15 protein-coding genes and 1 tRNA gene are annotated in these 17006 nt (G+C 44.8%); 13 read left to right on the top strand and 3 right to left on the bottom strand.

Annotation, left to right across the window (positions count from 1 at the left end; all coding sequences use genetic code 11):
* Positions 1-26 precede the first annotated feature (26 nt).
* On the bottom strand, positions 27-497 hold the full coding sequence (locus ACQY3H_RS04750; protein ID WP_428075383.1) for a GreA/GreB family elongation factor: 471 nt from the start codon (positions 495-497) through the stop codon (positions 27-29).
* A gap of 72 nt (positions 498-569) precedes the next feature.
* Here ACQY3H_RS04750 and ACQY3H_RS04745 point away from each other — a divergent pair, with 72 nt between their 5' ends.
* From ACQY3H_RS04745 to ACQY3H_RS04710, 8 genes are all read left to right on the top strand, one after another.
* Positions 570-1352 (top strand): S1C family serine protease, encoded by a 783-nt coding sequence (locus ACQY3H_RS04745; protein ID WP_428075381.1) that lies wholly within the window; start codon positions 570-572, stop codon positions 1350-1352.
* Between the two features lie 96 nt (positions 1353-1448).
* Positions 1449-3581, top strand: coding sequence for a hypothetical protein (locus tag ACQY3H_RS04740; RefSeq protein ID WP_428075379.1), 2133 nt, complete (start codon positions 1449-1451; stop codon positions 3579-3581).
* Between the two features lie 136 nt (positions 3582-3717).
* On the top strand, positions 3718-4272 hold the full coding sequence (locus ACQY3H_RS04735; protein ID WP_428075377.1) for a hypothetical protein: 555 nt from the start codon (positions 3718-3720) through the stop codon (positions 4270-4272).
* Positions 4273-4281: 9 nt separating this feature from the next.
* Positions 4282-5010, top strand: coding sequence for a hypothetical protein (locus ACQY3H_RS04730; protein ID WP_428075375.1), 729 nt, complete (start codon positions 4282-4284; stop codon positions 5008-5010).
* A gap of 7 nt (positions 5011-5017) precedes the next feature.
* Positions 5018-5464, top strand: coding sequence for a HAMP domain-containing protein (locus ACQY3H_RS04725; RefSeq protein ID WP_428075373.1), 447 nt, complete (start codon positions 5018-5020; stop codon positions 5462-5464).
* Positions 5461-6759, top strand: coding sequence for a TolC family protein (locus ACQY3H_RS04720; RefSeq protein WP_428075371.1), 1299 nt, complete (start codon positions 5461-5463; stop codon positions 6757-6759). The genes ACQY3H_RS04725 and ACQY3H_RS04720 overlap by 4 nt, the downstream gene beginning before the upstream one ends.
* Complete coding sequence (locus ACQY3H_RS04715) at positions 6759-7712, top strand: patatin-like phospholipase family protein (RefSeq protein WP_428075369.1); 954 nt, start codon at positions 6759-6761, stop codon at positions 7710-7712. The genes ACQY3H_RS04720 and ACQY3H_RS04715 overlap by 1 nt, the downstream gene beginning before the upstream one ends.
* The gene (locus tag ACQY3H_RS04710) at positions 7699-8664 is read left to right on the top strand and encodes a tetratricopeptide repeat protein (protein ID WP_428075367.1); all 966 of its coding nucleotides are present in this window, start codon (positions 7699-7701) and stop codon (positions 8662-8664) included. The genes ACQY3H_RS04715 and ACQY3H_RS04710 overlap by 14 nt, the downstream gene beginning before the upstream one ends.
* A 17-nt stretch (positions 8665-8681) precedes the next feature.
* Here ACQY3H_RS04710 and ACQY3H_RS04705 read toward each other — a convergent pair whose 3' ends face one another.
* Together ACQY3H_RS04705 and ACQY3H_RS04700 are read right to left on the bottom strand one after the other, a co-directional pair.
* Positions 8682-10343, bottom strand: coding sequence for a metallopeptidase TldD-related protein (locus ACQY3H_RS04705; RefSeq protein WP_428075365.1), 1662 nt, complete (start codon positions 10341-10343; stop codon positions 8682-8684).
* Positions 10340-12043: a metallopeptidase TldD-related protein gene (locus ACQY3H_RS04700; protein ID WP_428075363.1), complete on the bottom strand. Its 1704-nt coding sequence runs from the start codon at positions 12041-12043 to the stop codon at positions 10340-10342. The genes ACQY3H_RS04705 and ACQY3H_RS04700 overlap by 4 nt, the downstream gene beginning before the upstream one ends.
* A 74-nt stretch (positions 12044-12117) precedes the next feature.
* Here ACQY3H_RS04700 and ACQY3H_RS04695 point away from each other — a divergent pair.
* The 5 genes from ACQY3H_RS04695 to ACQY3H_RS04675 all read left to right on the top strand — a co-directional run bounded on the left by ACQY3H_RS04695 (position 12118) and on the right by ACQY3H_RS04675 (position 16995).
* Positions 12118-12190: transfer RNA gene (locus ACQY3H_RS04695), tRNA-Thr, on the top strand.
* Positions 12191-12497: 307 nt separating this feature from the next.
* On the top strand, positions 12498-13436 hold the full coding sequence (locus ACQY3H_RS04690) for a TerC family protein (protein WP_428075361.1): 939 nt from the start codon (positions 12498-12500) through the stop codon (positions 13434-13436).
* 64 nt (positions 13437-13500) lie between these two features.
* Entirely contained in the window at positions 13501-13695 is a 195-nt protein-coding gene (rpmB, locus tag ACQY3H_RS04685; RefSeq protein ID WP_428075359.1) for a 50S ribosomal protein L28, read from the top strand.
* Positions 13696-13799: 104 nt separating this feature from the next.
* Entirely contained in the window at positions 13800-16118 is a 2319-nt protein-coding gene (gene bamA, locus ACQY3H_RS04680; RefSeq protein WP_428075357.1) for an outer membrane protein assembly factor BamA, read from the top strand.
* Positions 16119-16125: 7 nt separating this feature from the next.
* Positions 16126-16995 carry a hypothetical protein gene (locus tag ACQY3H_RS04675; RefSeq protein ID WP_428075355.1) on the top strand — a complete coding sequence of 290 codons (870 nt, stop codon included), beginning with the start codon at positions 16126-16128 and terminating at the stop codon, positions 16993-16995.
* Positions 16996-17006 lie beyond the last annotated feature (11 nt).

Here is a 17006-nt window from a genome sequence, read left to right as displayed (position 1 = left end):
CTTTTTTGTTGGATAATTTACAGCAATTATTTATATTCCAATTTGATTAGTTTATATTTTTTCGGTCCGCGCGGCAAAATGGCTTCAAATTCTTCGCCTTGTGCATGTCCAAGCACTCCGTTGGCCAACGGCGATTTGACCGACAACAACCCTTTCTCCGGGTTTGATTCCATAGATCCCACCAATGTATAGGTAAATTCCAAATCGGCATCTATATCTTTAATAGTAACGGTTGCACCGATACGGGCTTTTGTTTTATCTACGGCTAAATCATCCGTAATTTGGCAATTACGAAGTCGCGTTTCCAATTCGTCAATGCGCCGCAACGTTTCGGCTTGTTTTTCTTTGGCGGCATGGTACTCGGCATTTTCTTTCAAATCGCCTTGTGCGGCTGCCTCACCGATTTCGTTGGACAGTTGTGCTTTCACTTCCTGCAACTCTTTGAGTTCATTGACTAACGCTTCATATTTTTTACGGCTTACATAAAATTGTTCCATACGTTTTACTCCTTACTACTTAATTAGTCTACAATTTATCCACAATTATTTCAATTATTATATAATCAAACTATGCGGAATTTATTGACATTTTTGTTGATTTTTTGTGCATTTGCCGCCGTGGCCGAAGAACAACCTCGGGAACGTATCGCGCGAGAAAACACCCCGGCAATCGTGGCAATCAATGTGCTCAAAGAAGATGGCTCTACGTTTACCGGCACGGGGTTTGTGCTCACTCCGGACGGACTAATTGCCACTAGCCGACACGTTACCGCAGATGCCACTTACGCCAATGTCACCTTTAGCAATGGGGCCGTTTCCGGCGAAGCCAAAACGCTCGCCCAAGCGTCCAATGTAGATTTGGCTTTGCTTAAAATTGAAGCACAAAATTTACCTACCGTTGTAGTAACCTCATCGGCGGTTGTCCGCCCCGGACAAGAAATTACCGTTATTGGCAACCCGCGGCGATTGCAAAATACGGTTTCTTCGGGGTTAATCAGTCAGGTGCGTAAAAAAGCCGACGGTACGATTTGGCACCAAATCAGCGCGCCGATTTCCCCCAGTTCCAGCGGCAGCCCGGTTTTTAACCAAGACGGAAAAGTTATTTCCGTCGCATTTGCCAGTTATCCCGGAGAAAATAACCAAAACTTAAACTTTGCCGTTCCGTCCGATTATTTATTACGCTTGGTGCAGGTAGCCGGTTTCCAACTGCCGCAGACCGATAACGACCAAGCCCAACTGCCAGCTACGGTCAATGAAAATCCTTTGGCCCGCCATTGTAAAAAAGCCTGGGAAATACTCAAACGATTATTTAATCAACCTAGGTCTAAAGGCCCAACCCAATCTAGGGCTTAATATTTCTTGCAAATCGCCGTCAAAACAACTACACTATTAAAAAGATAAACGGAGAAAGATTTTTCTCCGCATATCCTCTTTGGATAAGGAGTTTTTATGAAAAAATTAGTTAAATATTTAGGCATAACGGTTTGCGTAGCCTTGTTTATTTTTTTAATGTTACCTTTTTTAGAACCGCCAACCTTAAATAACGATAAAGCCAATACTGAAAAATCAGAACAACTTATCCCGCAAATTTTTACGTCTAATCCGCTTACCGATATCGTCAAACGTATTGCCCGTTTTTTTGGCAAGAAAGAGACAGGCGACCAATCAAAAAATTCGTTAATGGTTGATCGTGCCGGCGTTGCGTTAGATGCCCGCCACGCTGCCTTGCCGGAAGACGAACGCAATTTGTTGATTTCCGCAGCCGCCGGAGCCAACGTAATTCCGGCAGATATTAACGCGGAAGATCCTACTTCTTATCAAGTACAAGACGAAGAAGGTGGATGGGTGCTCGTCCGACAACGCATGCCGGAAGCCGCCCAGTTGGGAATGCACGAAATTTCCGTTAAAGATGACGCTTATGAACGTTACGTCAAACAAGAACGCGCCGACCGTTTCACACCTACTATCGTAAAGAAGAGACAACAAGCGGTCCCTGATTCCAAATTAGCCCAATTGTTTAAGCCGATTAAACAGTTCTTCGGTTTTGATAACGATGCAACAGCCGCTAACCATCCGCAGGGAAGTACTACGGATAACAAATTTGCAAATTACTCCTTGGCAACCGATACCGGACGTACTTCACGCCTCGGCAAAAACAATAATACGCCGACACGTAAAGCACCCAAAGCATTAGAGGCCGATTTACAACCCAAAGATTTTCAATCGGTCAAAAAAACCGGATCTTCTGCCGATATTGATGCGGCCGGAGCCGCCTTGCAACAGGAATTGGATATGTTAAGTGTCGTTAATTCGGCTGCCAATTTAGTGGCCAATTCCACGCCGTCCTCCGGCAATTCCCAACAAGACCAACAACAACGAGAACAAGTCCGGCAAGATAAATGGAACGAATATACCGACCTGTGGAAAGCGGCTAAAGAAAAAGATTTGATGAACCGGAGCGGCGGGCAAGCAGCCGTTGATTCTTTGCCGGCCAAAGAAACGGGGTGTGACGTACACAAAGGCTTGTTGGAACCCGTGTCAGAAGGTATCTGCAGTGGGGAAATGAAAACCGCCGCCGAATTGGCTGAGAAAAACCGGGAACACTTTTTGGAACAGTTAGCCTTGGATGCGGCGGTAAGCGCCGGCGAACATCCGGATCAGACGGCGCCCGATTATTCCAAACGGGACAAGGCCCTTTCCCAAGCCCCTTTGATCCCTATATTGGGAGTGGCAGATGCTTCTTCTTATGATCAAATTGAAATTGCTCAACAAGATATAGATGAGAGATCTCCGCAATGGGCTACGAAAATGCTCTATCTGTATATGCTTGAACAAAATAATTGTTCCAATAATTCCTGTTTCTGGGTAGCCAATTCCCCGCAACCCAACCCGGACCCATCCGTACGAAGAGCCGAAAGCGAACTTCCGGAGACGGTGGAAGCGGCCGGATTTGCTTTTCAAGGAGACCCCTTAAATCTCTATCCGCAAATAAAACAACAATGGATGAACGAGCAAATGGCTGCGTACGACGAGTACAACCGGGATAACCCGGAAGCAACCCCGGAAGATCGCCAGCAATTTGAAAAAGATTTACAACAAGCCGCACCGCCTTACGTGCTTTATTCAAACGAAAAAGCCCAACAATTGGCACAACGATCACGCATGGGCAACCATAATCAAGATGCAAAATTGCCACATAATGCTGTTGTCTATTTTGCCGATGCGGCTGATGCTAAGGCCTTTTCCGACCGATACGGTTATGATACCCGCGTCGCCTATGGTACCACCGGGCACGCCGTGTTCACCAAATTTGGTCCATCCAATAATCCAATCATGGGGCTGAACCCAACGCCAACGGAGCCCGCCGAAGATTCTTTAGAAACACGTTCACGCAAATTAACCGATCACGTGGTTAACAGTGTGATCCTTTTCCGTCATGTTTCTAATGAAATTCAACAAAAGGCACATCAGGAAGCCTTACAGAATGTGGTAACCCCCAAAATACAACAAATTCAAAAAGAGTTGCAGCAGCAAATGAAGGATATTGACAGCAGTATCGATGCCGGTACGCATTCACGCTAATATTTAGCAAGAGAAACCCCGCCAAAAGGCGGGGTTTTTTTATAAATAAATTTACGGGTTTATTTTCCCCCCAAAAACGGGTATAATTTGTAGAGTGGGCAGTAAGCCCACTATCTCACTAAAAACAGGAGTTTTTATGTTGAAAAAAATAATCCCTTTTGTTGTATTATGTTCGCTCATATTTGCGGCCGGATGTGCCGGACGCAAAAACTCGCCCTATAACCGCAATCCCGAAGATACATATGAACAATTTTTAAGCAAACACGTTTTCGGTGCGTGTGAAAATATAGATAAACCTTATGCGCTTTATTCGCTGGCCAAACTCAACAAAACCCCATCCAACGATGATCCGCGCTATAAAATTACGTTTGTCAATGGCCCCTGTAAAGGCCAAACCGTTTGGACAACCCGCGTCATTGTAAAAACCGAACCGGTCGGTGCTGAAGAAATTCCCACCGGCACGGTGTTACTTCGCAACTACCGCAACCCCGAACCGAATGATAAAGAAAAAACCGATCGTTGGAACGTCGGCATTGTCACTAGCAACAGCCGCGTTAAACAAGGCATTGTAGATTTGGCTTTCCCGCGCGACCGCAACGATTTCAACCCGGCACGCGAAAGTATTTATACCCATAACGTACGCTACATCGTCCAACCGGAAATAAAAGATGTGCGTGTGTTTATTCACTAAAGGAGCGTTATGAAAAAATTTTTAACTCTGTTTGTTAGTTATGTTTTGTTTCCCGCGGTCTTGTGCGCTGCCGTAGGCGACCCGGTTAGTTTGGAAACAAATATTTTAGATATTCCCACCGCCGACGTATTAGACCATTACCAAGCCTCCTTTTCAACACGTGCCTATGACCATGGGACTGTAATGGAAACCATTGATTTTGGCGTCTATCCGCGCATTAATTTAGGGTTTTCTCTGGCCGCGCATGAACTCATCGGCTCATCCGATTCGGTGCGTGTGCTCAACCCGGATTTTCAAGCCAAGTGGAAAATTTATGACGGCAGTTTATATTTGCCCGCCATTGCTATCGGTTATGACGGACGCCGTTACGGATATGGCTACGATAGCAACCGCCGTTATACCCGCACTAAAAAATATTTGGATGACCGCAAGGGCGGATATTTAACTTTTTCTCGTGAAATTATTGTACCCGGCTTGAATGCCTCTATCGGCGGCAACTTTTCCGATTTTGATTTTGACCGCTTATACGGTTTTTTCGGTTTATTTTACCGCATAACCGATTATATTAACATCTTGGCGGAATGGGATAACATCCGCAACGTGCGCGATTCGCGTGCCAATGTGGGAATGCGTTTTTATTTACACCCGTCGCTCGCGTTAGACGGAGCCGTGCGCCGTATCGGGCGCGGAGATGAAAGCGAACGCATTTTGCAAATCCGCTACGTGACAAATTTTTAGGAGCGTTATGTCCACTCAACAACCTACTGCCCGGCGCAATACAATTTTTATTAAAAAGAAGTTACAACTTCGCTATATGTTGCTGATTTTTTTAAGCGTGCTGTGTGGCTTAGCCATTATGACGTTTGAACTCACTGCCACATTAAGCGATTTATTTGATGCGCACCCGGTACTTATGCAACCGGTATATGATGAATTTATCCCGATAGTTGCTAACTTCTTCTACAAGATTATGATTTATCTGCTCTTTGTAGTAATTATCTCGGCCTTTTTATCACATAAAATGGCGGGGCCGGTATATCGTTTTGAACAAGTCTGCAAAGCAATTGCCAAGGGAGATTTTTCCCAACGGGTACACTTGCGCCGCGGCGATCAATTTACCGAATTACAAGATGATTTCAACGCTATGATGGATAAAGTAGAAGAAGAAATCAATAAAAATAAAAACAAATGAAAAAAATAATTTATCTATTCGCATTTTTTTTACTCACGCTTCCGGCAACCGCCCAACAAGAGTACGGGCTAAAATTTTCCAGTTTGATTAGTGATAATCTTTCGCTGGAAAATGCGATTCGGTTAGGGTTAGAAAACAATTCTGATTTTTTGACTGCCCGTCAAGAAATCATTGTGGCTGAACAAAAAGTCAACGAAGCCAAATTCCAATTTTTACCGCAACTGGCCTTGCAGGGAACAGCCACTTGGTACGACTTAGATTACCCGATGGTATTGCCCGATTCGGTAGCCAACCGCTTTTTGCCCGGCGCCAGTTTAGCCGATAAAAGCAACCAATTTTTCGGCGTAGGTGTAACGGCCACCCAATATCTCTATTCCGGCGGACGTATCCGCAATACATTAAAAATTGCCCGGGCCAATTTGAAACAACTTCAAAGCCGGTACGAAGCCATTAAAAACGCCACGGTATTAGACATTAAAAAATCATTTTATAACTTACTGTTTGCCCAAGAATATAACAAACTGATACAACAAGTAAGCGACCAAGTGACCGCGTGGAATATACGTTCGTCCGGCGATGTATGGGCGCAAATGCGCATACAAAGTGCGTTAGCGCGTTTGCAAGTTAGACATCACGAAGCCACCCGCCAACTTGCCCAAGCACGACTGGCTATGCTGGTCAGTTTGAACAAAGAAACCAACGCCGATTTATCCATTACCGGTGATTTTTCCCCGGTGCGTGTAGATAAAGATTTAGCGCAACTCAATTTGCGTGCTATGGAATATCGCCCGGAATTAAAATCTGCTCTGTATGCATTAGAGTTAGATAACATCGCTATTGATTTGGCATTGTCTAAACGCTATCCGGATATTATCTTAAACGGTACCTATGAACAACTCGGCGACGATTCGCTAGGCGATACAAACAAACAAATTTCATTAGCCGTACGTTTGCCGCTACCGTATAATTTCTCGTCACAAATCTCGCAGAAAAAGGCCCAACAGCAAAAAAGCACGTTGCGTCGCGCGATGATTGAAGATAAAATCCGTGTGGAAGTAGCGCGCAGTTTTGAAGAAGTACGCTTTTGGCAAAACGAAGTATTATCTCGTCAAGAACAATTTACTACGTTAAAAAATTTATTTGACAAAGCAGAGCGTTCCGCCGCCAAACAAGGGGCGGCCCCCATTGAAGCGGCGTTGTTTTATACACAAACCGCCTATGATTATCTAGACGCCCTACGCCACAACTTAACCGCCAAAGCCGAATTGGAATGGGCCGTCGGGCAGGATTTATAATGAACAAAATGCGGCGTTTTATAATTACACTAGCGCTGTTGTTAGGGTTAGGTATATTTTCCACCGCCGCAGAAATGCAAACCGACGACGATGTCTTGCGTGATTTTTTATGGCAAGATTTTATCAACCGTCCCGCTGAAATCCGTCCTAAAATCGGGTTGGCCTTATCGGCCGGCGGAGTACGCGGATTTGCACATGTAGGAACGTTAGAAGTATTGTCCAATGCCGGAGTTCCCATTGATGTAATCTCCGGTACATCTATGGGTGCGGTAGTCGGCTCGTTATATGCGGCCGGGTTACCTACGGACAAACTGTGGCAAATCAGTTCTCACTTATCCATGCAAAATATCACGCCGGATTTGAACGTCATAGGGTTATGGCGTTTTTTGTTTGCCAAAAAATTACCGTCGTCAGCCAATTTGGCGAATTTCTTTCACGAGCAAGTAGGAGATGTCCGTTTTGAAGATTTGAAAATTCCTTTTACTTGTGCCGCCATGGACGCAAAAACCGGTGAACGGGTAGTGTTTAACTCCGGCCCGCTAGCCATTGCGGTGCGGGCCAGTATGAATTTGCCCGGCGTATTTGAGCCTGTACAATACCGACACCGTCTACTTGTGGACGGAGCCGTGGTAGATTATTTACCGGTAGAATCCGTAAAAAAAATGGGCGCTGATTATATTATTGCCTCTGTTACCCCGCCTGATTTTTTCTCCAAAACGCCCCAAACCGTAGCCGCTTATTTGCTGCGCGTAGGGGATGTGCGCGGAGCCGCCATGATTGAAGAAGCCGCCCAAAAAGCCAATTTCGTTTTAACCAACCGTGTCTTAGATGTAGGCACTTTAGAATTAGATAAATTACACAAAGCCGGAGAAGTGGGAGTCGTGGAAGCACATCAACATTTAGAGGAGTTGCAAGAATCTATCTTGCTATTTGCTTTGTATGACATCTTATAAAAATTATTTGGTAATCATAACGGGGCTACTCTGTTTGGCAGGCTGCTCGTCCGGTTTTTTAGGGATTGCGCCGCTTGGCGACCGCAAAGAATATGTGCACGCACGGGAAGAATATGACGTGGGGAATTATCAGGCAGCCGCCCAAGAATTAAGCGATTATATCTATAAAGCCAAAAACGTTACCCGGCGCGAAGCGCGCGCTTACCGTTTATTGGGGCTTAGTTATGAAAAAATCGGCTTGCCGGAAAAAGCCTTGGAAGTTTATTCCGAAGCGCTGGAATTTCACCCCAAAAACGTACCGTTGTTATTAGAAGCCGGAAGATTATATCAAGCCAACGGACTTACCACCCAATCTATAGAAATGTATGAACGTACGCTTGCCCAAGATCCCAACAACGAAACGGCACTTATCGGACAAGCCGAAAATTATACCACGTTAGGTTTTTATTCCAAGGCACGCCAATTTTATGACCAATTTTTTACAGTCGCTCCGGAGATTTTGCCCATTTACCGGGCCCGCTATGCGCGCACTTTCTTACGTGAACGCAATTACGAACAAGCCTTTTTACTCATTACCCAAGCCCTGCAACAAGAAAATACGCAACCTGATTTTTGGCGTATCAGCGCGGAAGCCTTGCGCGGGTTAAACCGTCCGCAAGAAGCACTTGACCATTTGGAAATCGCGCTTATCTTAGAATCCGAACGAATTGATTTGCAAGCCCAAAAAGCCTTATGGCTTTACGAAGCCAATGAAATAAATTCATCCTTACAAACCGCACAAGAAATACTGAGCAAACACCCGGATAATGCACTCGCCCAACTGATACAAGCCTTAAATTGGCAGAAGCAAGGCAAAAAAAAGGCCGCGCAAAAGCAGTTAGAAAAAATTGCCCAAAATACACCTAACTCTTTTGTCGGCCAAGTAGCCAAAAAACTATCCGAAAGAAAATAAATTTATTTTCGCAAACTTTATTTAGGCCGCTCAATAAACGGCTTACGATGCGGCTTGGGATCTTTGGGAACGAGTTCCATTTCGCTAAGCAAAATGGAAGGCGTAATGGTTACCTCATAATCATGTACCAGTTCTTTCTTTCCGCCAACAGCAAGCACACTACGCAAATCCCGTGGCATAAAATTGAAATTGTCGGAATCGGTATTCAAATCAAGTATAGTTTCTTTGTGTCCGTCAGCCGTATAAATACGTTCTATGCCTAACGGGCCGAACCCATCATATATGATATACCCATATTCTAACCCTAATTCACGACAACGTGCCAATAATTTTTCTTCCATTTGCCGGTCAGTTAACTGTTCCTTGGGTTCTACAAATACGTTCGTTAACCGCTCGCGCAAACTCTGCACAGTTACATTCATGGCAAAATAGTCAAAAAATCCATGGCCGTTACTGCGGTGTTTAGGTGAAATCGGCCGTTGGGAAAGCGGTATCTCTTTGACATATCCGTTTTCCACTAATGTAATATTTTCACTAGCCACGCCTTCGTCATCTACCGGAGAAAACCGGGCCAGAGCAATCCCTTCAAAATCACGCGCAAGCGGACGATCGTAAATAGTGAGCAAATCGGTACTGACGCGCACGCCGCGTTTTTTATTTAATTTACCGGCGGAAGGGTCGTCATCATCATGCGTATCTGTGCGAAGCAGCGGCTTGGTTTGCTGCATATCATTCAAAATCGCATTCCACAACAGGGTGGCAGCCATTCGGGGTTTTAATAACACCGGCCCAATATACGTATCCCCCGATTTTGCACCGTGAGCCCGTTCAATGCGTGCTAAAAATTCTTGTGCATATACTTTCATCTGGGCGAGTGAGGCGTCCGATGTGTCCGGCAAATCGTACTTTAACATTTCATTTTCCTTTTTGCCATTGGGTTGACGCCAGGATGCACGCAAGGTTAACGATACTTGCGGACGCATATATTGTGCAAATGCTCCGCGACTGTTTAAGAAATATATATCATTTCGGCCACTATTTATACCGGCCGAAAAATTCTCTATAAAAGCAATTTCATTTCCCAAGGCAGACATTTCTTTAACGGCTTGTTCTAACCGGGGCAAATCGGGCCGCTGAAACGGCGGGATTTCTTCTACAAATCGGCCCGGTTTAGCCGGCACAATATCCGGTAATTTATCCTGAATGTTTTTCTTTTGTTTATACGCTTTTTTGGCTTGATACAAATTTACTACGCTCAAATATATATCATCCGTCAATTCCCATAACGCTTGACGTATAGATTCATACCCTACCGGGACAGACGCGCGCGTACTTAATATCACACCGGGCATATACGTTGAAGCATCCACAAAATTCAGTGCATCTTCTTTATCCGATCCCACCGACACCAACGCGCTTATTTGAACGGGAATTTTATTTTTGCTTGTGTCTGCCATAGGCACTAATGTACCCATTTGAGCCCTAACGTTAACCGAATGCGATTGTTTGGCCCAATACGCTACATAATACGGATCCGGATGCCCTTTCAAGCGCAATTGTTTGAGCGTGCGTTGCATTTCATCATTCATAGCGCGGAAGAACTCGTTATTGGGCCATGGTGCGGCGGTTAATATTCCGGGTACTAAAAACAAAACCATTACATATAAGATACGTTTCATTTCTTCTCTCCTTGCAAGGCATACGGGGGCGGTAACAACGGCGGCTTAAAATTGCTTTTCCCGGTTTTTTCTATTTCCAATGATCTTATCAATACACTGGGTGCAATTGCCGATACCGGCACCCAACCCGATTCGGCCCCGCACGTACCGTTAAATACCGCGTCATCATTGGCCGCCGCCAGTATTTGGCTAAAACTGACTAGCGGCGTACCTACAATTTCGGCCCCGCGTACAACTTCTTTTCGGCCGTCGGGATATAAGCGATAAACTAATTTAGGTTCCAATTTGAATACCTGCGGAAAAAAAGTATCCGTCATGGTAAAACCACCGGACAAATCATCAATAATATAGCCATACGGTTTATGTTGGGCACGAATTTCAGCCAGTAATTTTTTTTCTAATTCATCATACGAAACTGTTTGGCTGGCCATAAGCCGCGTTACCCCCATGCGGGCAACCGGCAAAGCCCCAAGTTCAGCCCGCCCGTGTCCATTGGAAGTCGGAAAGCCGTTAATAGGACTGCTGGACATCAAAAACCCGCGCAAAATACCGTTTTCCACTAACGTAACGGGACGGACTTTAACGCCTTCATCATCATATTCATAAAATCCGCGCAAGGGTTCGCCGTTAAATGAAGATAAAGTGGCATCATCCACAATAGATATAAACGGAGCCGTAACCAATTGGCCGACTTTACTTGTAAATGTTTTTCCGAACGAATCTAATTTTTGGCGGTGGCCTTCTACGCGATGGCCGAGCACTTCATGCACAAATACTGCCATCGCGCGGTTTTTCAAAATAGCGGGAACGGTTATCGGGTCGGCTTCCGGGGCTTTAGATAACTTTTCCAATTCTTCTAACGATTGCCGCACATCGGCCAGCAATTGCTCTTTCGTGGGGAGTTGATTCTCGTTAATTACATCATACGTACGAAAACGATATAATTCGGATCCGTCATCCAGTAAATTTATCAAATTATAAGATAACCGGGCAAAGAGTACGGGTGTTTTTAGTTGTGTACCTACGGAATCGGTAAAATAACGGTGTCCTTGTTCCAATGAAAAGGAAAAATTGCTGTCCTGCACAAATTTGTTTCCGCGGACCAACGTAGAGACTTCGTTAAGTAATTCACCGATTTTTTCCAAATCAAATGATTGCGGCTCTTGTTCGTGGCAATACATAGAAGCGGGTGGTAAGACAAAATCATCCGAATCGTCTTGGCGCACCGAAGCCGTTTTGCTGTTAATTTGTACGCGGGCAAATCCTTCTTGGGCTTTTTCCGCCATATTTTGCGTAGCCGACCATAAAGCCATCTTAAACGCAAGGGGATTGTCATCAAACGGCGTTACTCCCATTTTTACTTGTAACGAATTTTCGCCTTCCGCATTACCGCCTTTTAACGGACGGGTATTGTCCATTTTGGGGCTGCCGGCCCGGGCAAACACCGAAACAGCGGTCGTACGATCGCCTCTGGAATATAACGCGCCTTGTCGCGCCAATAACGTTTGTCTGGTGGTATCTTCATACGTATAAGAAAGATAATAGACGGGTGGCTTTAACTTTTTGAATGTTTTGATACTGCGTTTAATTTCGGCAGACATTAGTTTTAACGGAAGTTCATCCTGTACACGGCAGTTTTCCTGCGCTAATAAAACCAACGAAGAACTGAAGAAAAAGAAAAGAAATAATAATTTTTTCATAGTACGCTCCGTAAATGATTATAGCAAATCATTGGAAGATTACCGAAAAAATGATATGATATAAGTAGAAAGTTGCCGAGGTAGCTCAACTGGCAGAGCAACGGTTTTGTAAACCGTAGGTTGTGGGTTCGATTCCCATCCTCGGCTTTTTTGTTGCCCATTTTGTCTTAATACTTCGTCCTCGCTCGTTCGGATACCTCGGGCTCCGCCCTTTTACAGTATACGCTCACTCGCTGCGTTCTCGTCTTAAAACAAAATTGTTACAAAAACACGCTGCTACTAACAAAAACATAAGCGCGAGGCCCGGCCCGTAGGTGTTTTGTGTCAACAAAACAACCGTAGGGGACTCCCATCCTCGGCTTTTTTGTTGCCCATTTTGTCTTAATACTTCGTCTTCCTCTTCAAACAAAAAAATAACAAAATGATATAATACCTTTACTTCTTTGGGGGTATTATGGAACCTGTTTCTACATCTGTTTCTGTCGGGCTATGGATTGCATTTTGGGTCGTTGTATTAGCCGCCTTGTTTGTGGACTTAACCGTTCTCAATAAACATCATGGTAAGGTAAGCATTAAAGAAGCCGGGCTCATGGTCTGTGCGTGGATATCATTAGCGCTTGTTTTCGGTGGAGCAATTTGGTTATTGGAAGGCTCTAAACACGCTTTAGAATTTTACACCGGATACGTGTTGGAATATTCTCTTTCCGTAGATAATATGTTCGTATTTATCCTTATCTTCGGTTACTTTGCTATTCCGCACGAATTGCAACCTAAAGCCTTATTATGGGGTGTATTGGGAGCCGTCGTTTTGCGGTTTTTATTTATCTTTTTAGGCGTCAAACTGATTTCGCTTTTTTCGTGGACGATTTATGTGTTTGGGGCACTCTTAATTTTTACCGCATTAAAAATGTTACTGCAAAAAGAAGACGACAAATTTGATCCGCAAAATTCGGCCGCGCTTAAAATTTTGCAAAAATTTTTCCCCTTAAAAACCGATTATCACGGCGAAAATTTTTTCGTTGTGGAAAAAGCCAAACGTTACGCCACGCCGCTATTGGCTGCGGTGGTAGTGATAGAAATGTCCGATCTCATTTTTGCGGTAGATTCTATCCCGGCGGTTTTATCTATTACGCAAGATACATTCTTGGTTTATTCGTCTAACATTTTTGCCATTATCGGTTTGCGCTCGCTGTATTTCTTACTTTCCGGCATGGCGGGCAAATTTCCGTATCTTAAATACGGCATATCGGTTATTTTATTTTTCGTGGGCGTCAAAATGCTGTTGTCGCACGTCGTTCACGTGCCGATTGTACTATCGCTGGGGATCATTGTGAGCATTTTGGCGGTCTCTGTACTGGCCAGTAAAATGTTCCCCCCGGAAAGACAAAACTAGACAGCGCCCCGATTATTTACTACAATATAGTAACTTAATTTATTTCATATAAGGAAGGAAAATTATGGCGTATAAATGTGCAATTTGTGGCAAAGCCCCGGTTTCCGGCGGTTCTTACAGCCACTCTAACTTGAGAACCAAACGCTCGTTCAAACCGAACTTGCAAAAACAAAAAGTCGTCTTAGAAGGCAAAACGCAAACTGCGTACATCTGCGCGAACTGCATCAAAAGCGGCAAAGCGCAAAGACCGACTAAATAGTTGTTTTGTTAGAAAACGTGCCCGCGCTAACTTTAGTGCGGGCTTTTTGTAAGGAGGATAGGCTTACGTTTGGAAAAAGAACCTCAGTTTTAATGTTGAGCCTTTTGGCTTTTTTTTCATACGCGCGCGCGGACGAACCAACGCCCGTCGAATTAGACCCTAACGGTCCGTGGATGATTTGCCATATCGGCGTACAAGGCAATAAAAATATCCGTCCCAAAACCGTTACCAAACACGCATCGGCTAAAAAAGGCCAGTTGTACGAAATTTCCCAAGTATCCGACGACATCCAATCCATTTCCGCGTTAGGCAATTTTGTTAGCGTAGATATTGACATCACCCCGGAAAACGGCACCCGCAAAACCAAAGAAGGCGAAGCGGAACTTTGCCACCGCTTAACGTATATCGTAGCGGAAAAACCGATTTTTGATCATTTATCTTACGAAGGGCGCAAGCATTTAGGCAAAGGGGCCATCACCCAAGCCATGACGCTCAAAATTAAAGACCCGTTTAATGAAACAAAACTTCAAGCCGATCTGGAACGCATCAAAGCCAAATACGCCGAAAAAGGCTACATCAGCGCGGAAATCTCTTATGAACTGACACAAGACGAAAAACAAAATGTCGTCTATGTCAAACTGATTATCAACGAGGGCGAACGGGTACGCGTGGGAGATGTTACGTTAGAAACGGCCCATGAACTGCCCGCCCAGAAAATTATTAAAAAAGCATCCAACCGCCCCGGCAAAGTATTTAAGCCGCAAAACTTACAACGCGATTGGGTCAAAATGATGCTTTACGGGCGCAACAAAGGATACAGCGAATTTAATTTGTCCCAACCGCAAGTTACCTTTAACGACGAGAAAACAAAAGCCAACTTGGTTTACCGCCTTACCGAAGGCGAAAAAGTAGATTTCGGGACGGTAGCGTTTGAAGGCAACAATGTTTTTACGCAAGAAGAATTACAAAAGCAAGTCTTCTTCCGCGACGGGCATCTCTACAATCAAAAAGATTTTGACGATACACTCGCCGCCATTCAAGAACAATATGCCAACAAAGGGTATTTGCAAGCCCGCGTAGAACCCATTAAAAACATTCAAGACGGCAAACTCAATTTGACGTTTGATATTTCCGAGGGCAATATCTTTTACATTGATAACGTGGACGTTACCGGATACCAAGACACCAAAAAATACGTCTTTACGCGCGAATTGGCTATCCACCCCGGCGACTTATATGACAACGCTAAAATACGCCGCAGTCAAACTAAAATCATGAACTTAGGTTTCATTAACGACGTTCAAATTGATTTGCAACCCACCGCCGATCCGCAAAAAGTAGATTTGGATTTTAACGTCGTGGAAGGTCGCCCCGGCATGTTCACCGCCGGGCTTGCCATGAGTTCTATGGACGGTTTGTACGGGGAATTGTCCGTCAATCACATGAACTTATTCGGGCGGGCGCAACGTTTGTCGTTACGCACGTTATTTGGTAAAGAAATTTTGGATTACACCGTCAGTTGGATGACACCGTGGATATACGATAAACCGACGTCTTTGGGTGTAGATTTATTTAATACCCGCCGTTACCGTTCGTTCTCCACCGACAATCAGGCCTATACCGAAAAACGCATCGGCGGACGTGTTAAAGTCGGGCCGCGTTTTAAGGATGATATTTATTTACTCTCTCTGGGTTACTCGTTTGAGAACATCAATATTTATGACGTAGATGACCGTTTCAAATGTCAACCCGGGCAAGACCCCGCCACCTGTATCGCTGACGGGAAAACCGATTTATCTACCTTTAGTGTAGATTTTGCCATTGATACGCGCGATAATATCTGGGATCCGACAACCGGGTGGCGCAACTCGTTAGGGTTGGCTATTGCCGGTGGGCCTATCGGCGGCGATTTAGATTTGTGGTATGCAAACGCCCGGTCTATTTTCAACTATACAGTGATCAATCCCGGCGGAAATTATCCGATCGTGTTTGTACTCTCTAACAAATTCGGTTCGGTCAAACGCTATGGCCGCACGCAAGAAGTTCCCCCCTATGAAAAATTTTTCTTAGGTGGTGCAGATACCATCCGCGGCTATGAACGTGCCGGAGAAATCGGGCCGGAGTACGGCGGCGAATTGTATTATGTAATGAACGCGGAATTGCGCTTCCCGATTGCGCGCGAAGGCCGACGCAATATGGCACAGTTTGCGTTCTTCTTTGATTTAGGAAACTCGTGGAATCATTTTGACGATTTGAAGTTCTCACTCGGGCCGGAAGAAGAACAGTTCAAAGCCGGCGTCGGGGTGGGGTTGCGTTTTACAACGCCCTCTTTGCCTATTCGTATTGACTGGGGATACGGCTTAAATCACCGCCCGGGCGAAGATCGTTCCCACTTCTACTTCAATATCTCAAATATGATGTAAGACGCGTATGAAAAAAAGTTGGGCAGTTTTTCTAGCCGTATTATTGACCGGTGTTGCGGGGGCGCAAACGTCCGACACGCCGGATACGCTGTCGGCCCAAGAAGCCGCTGCGGTAGCGGCTTTACTCGCCAAAGATGCCGCAAACCGTGAACAAGCCGCTAAAGAGCAAACCCAACAAACCGCCCCCGAAAAAGAAGAATCGCAAGAATCCGCGCCGGAAGAAACATCCAAAAATGCGGTCTGTTTGCCCGTAGCCTTTGTGGATATTGATGAAGCCTTTAACGAACATCCGCGCACGATTGCCGTCAAAGAACAAATCCGCGAAAAAATCTTAGCCAAAGAGCGTGAAGTGGCTCAAGCCAAAGAGGATATTGAACAACGCCGCCAAGAAAATGCGCGGCTGACCGCGTTGGGGCGCGAACTCAAACCGTTTTACGAACATATTGTAATAGAACCACACCCGTTTTTACCTAAAATAGAAGAATCCGCCGATTCGCTGGCGCTAAACAATTTATTAAACCGCCTGACATTTGCACAAACAACGGTGCTGACCGCCAGCCCCTTAGATACACCCGCACAATTAGAAGATATCACCGCGCGCATTGCGGAAAATAAACGCGTGATTGAAAAGCAAAGTTTTTTTATAGATAATTATAAATATACTACACGCGAAGAAATTTTAAAATTAGAACAACAAGAAGTGCAGGAAATTCTGCAAGACATTTACCGGGAAATAAAATCGTTTGCCCAAAAGCGTAATATCGGGGCTATCGTACGCAAAGATGAACTTTTATACGGTAATAAACCCGTCAATGTAACGCAAGACTTTATTAACCGGCTTAAAAAATCACGCAAATACCGCAAACGCGGCAAATAACAAGGAGAATT

It is taken from the genome of Candidatus Avelusimicrobium luingense (assembly GCF_902757105.1).
GTDB lineage: Bacteria > Elusimicrobiota > Elusimicrobia > Elusimicrobiales > Elusimicrobiaceae > Avelusimicrobium > Avelusimicrobium luingense.
Note: the sequence above shows the minus strand (reverse complement) of the source record. Positions and strands in the feature narration are given on the sequence as shown.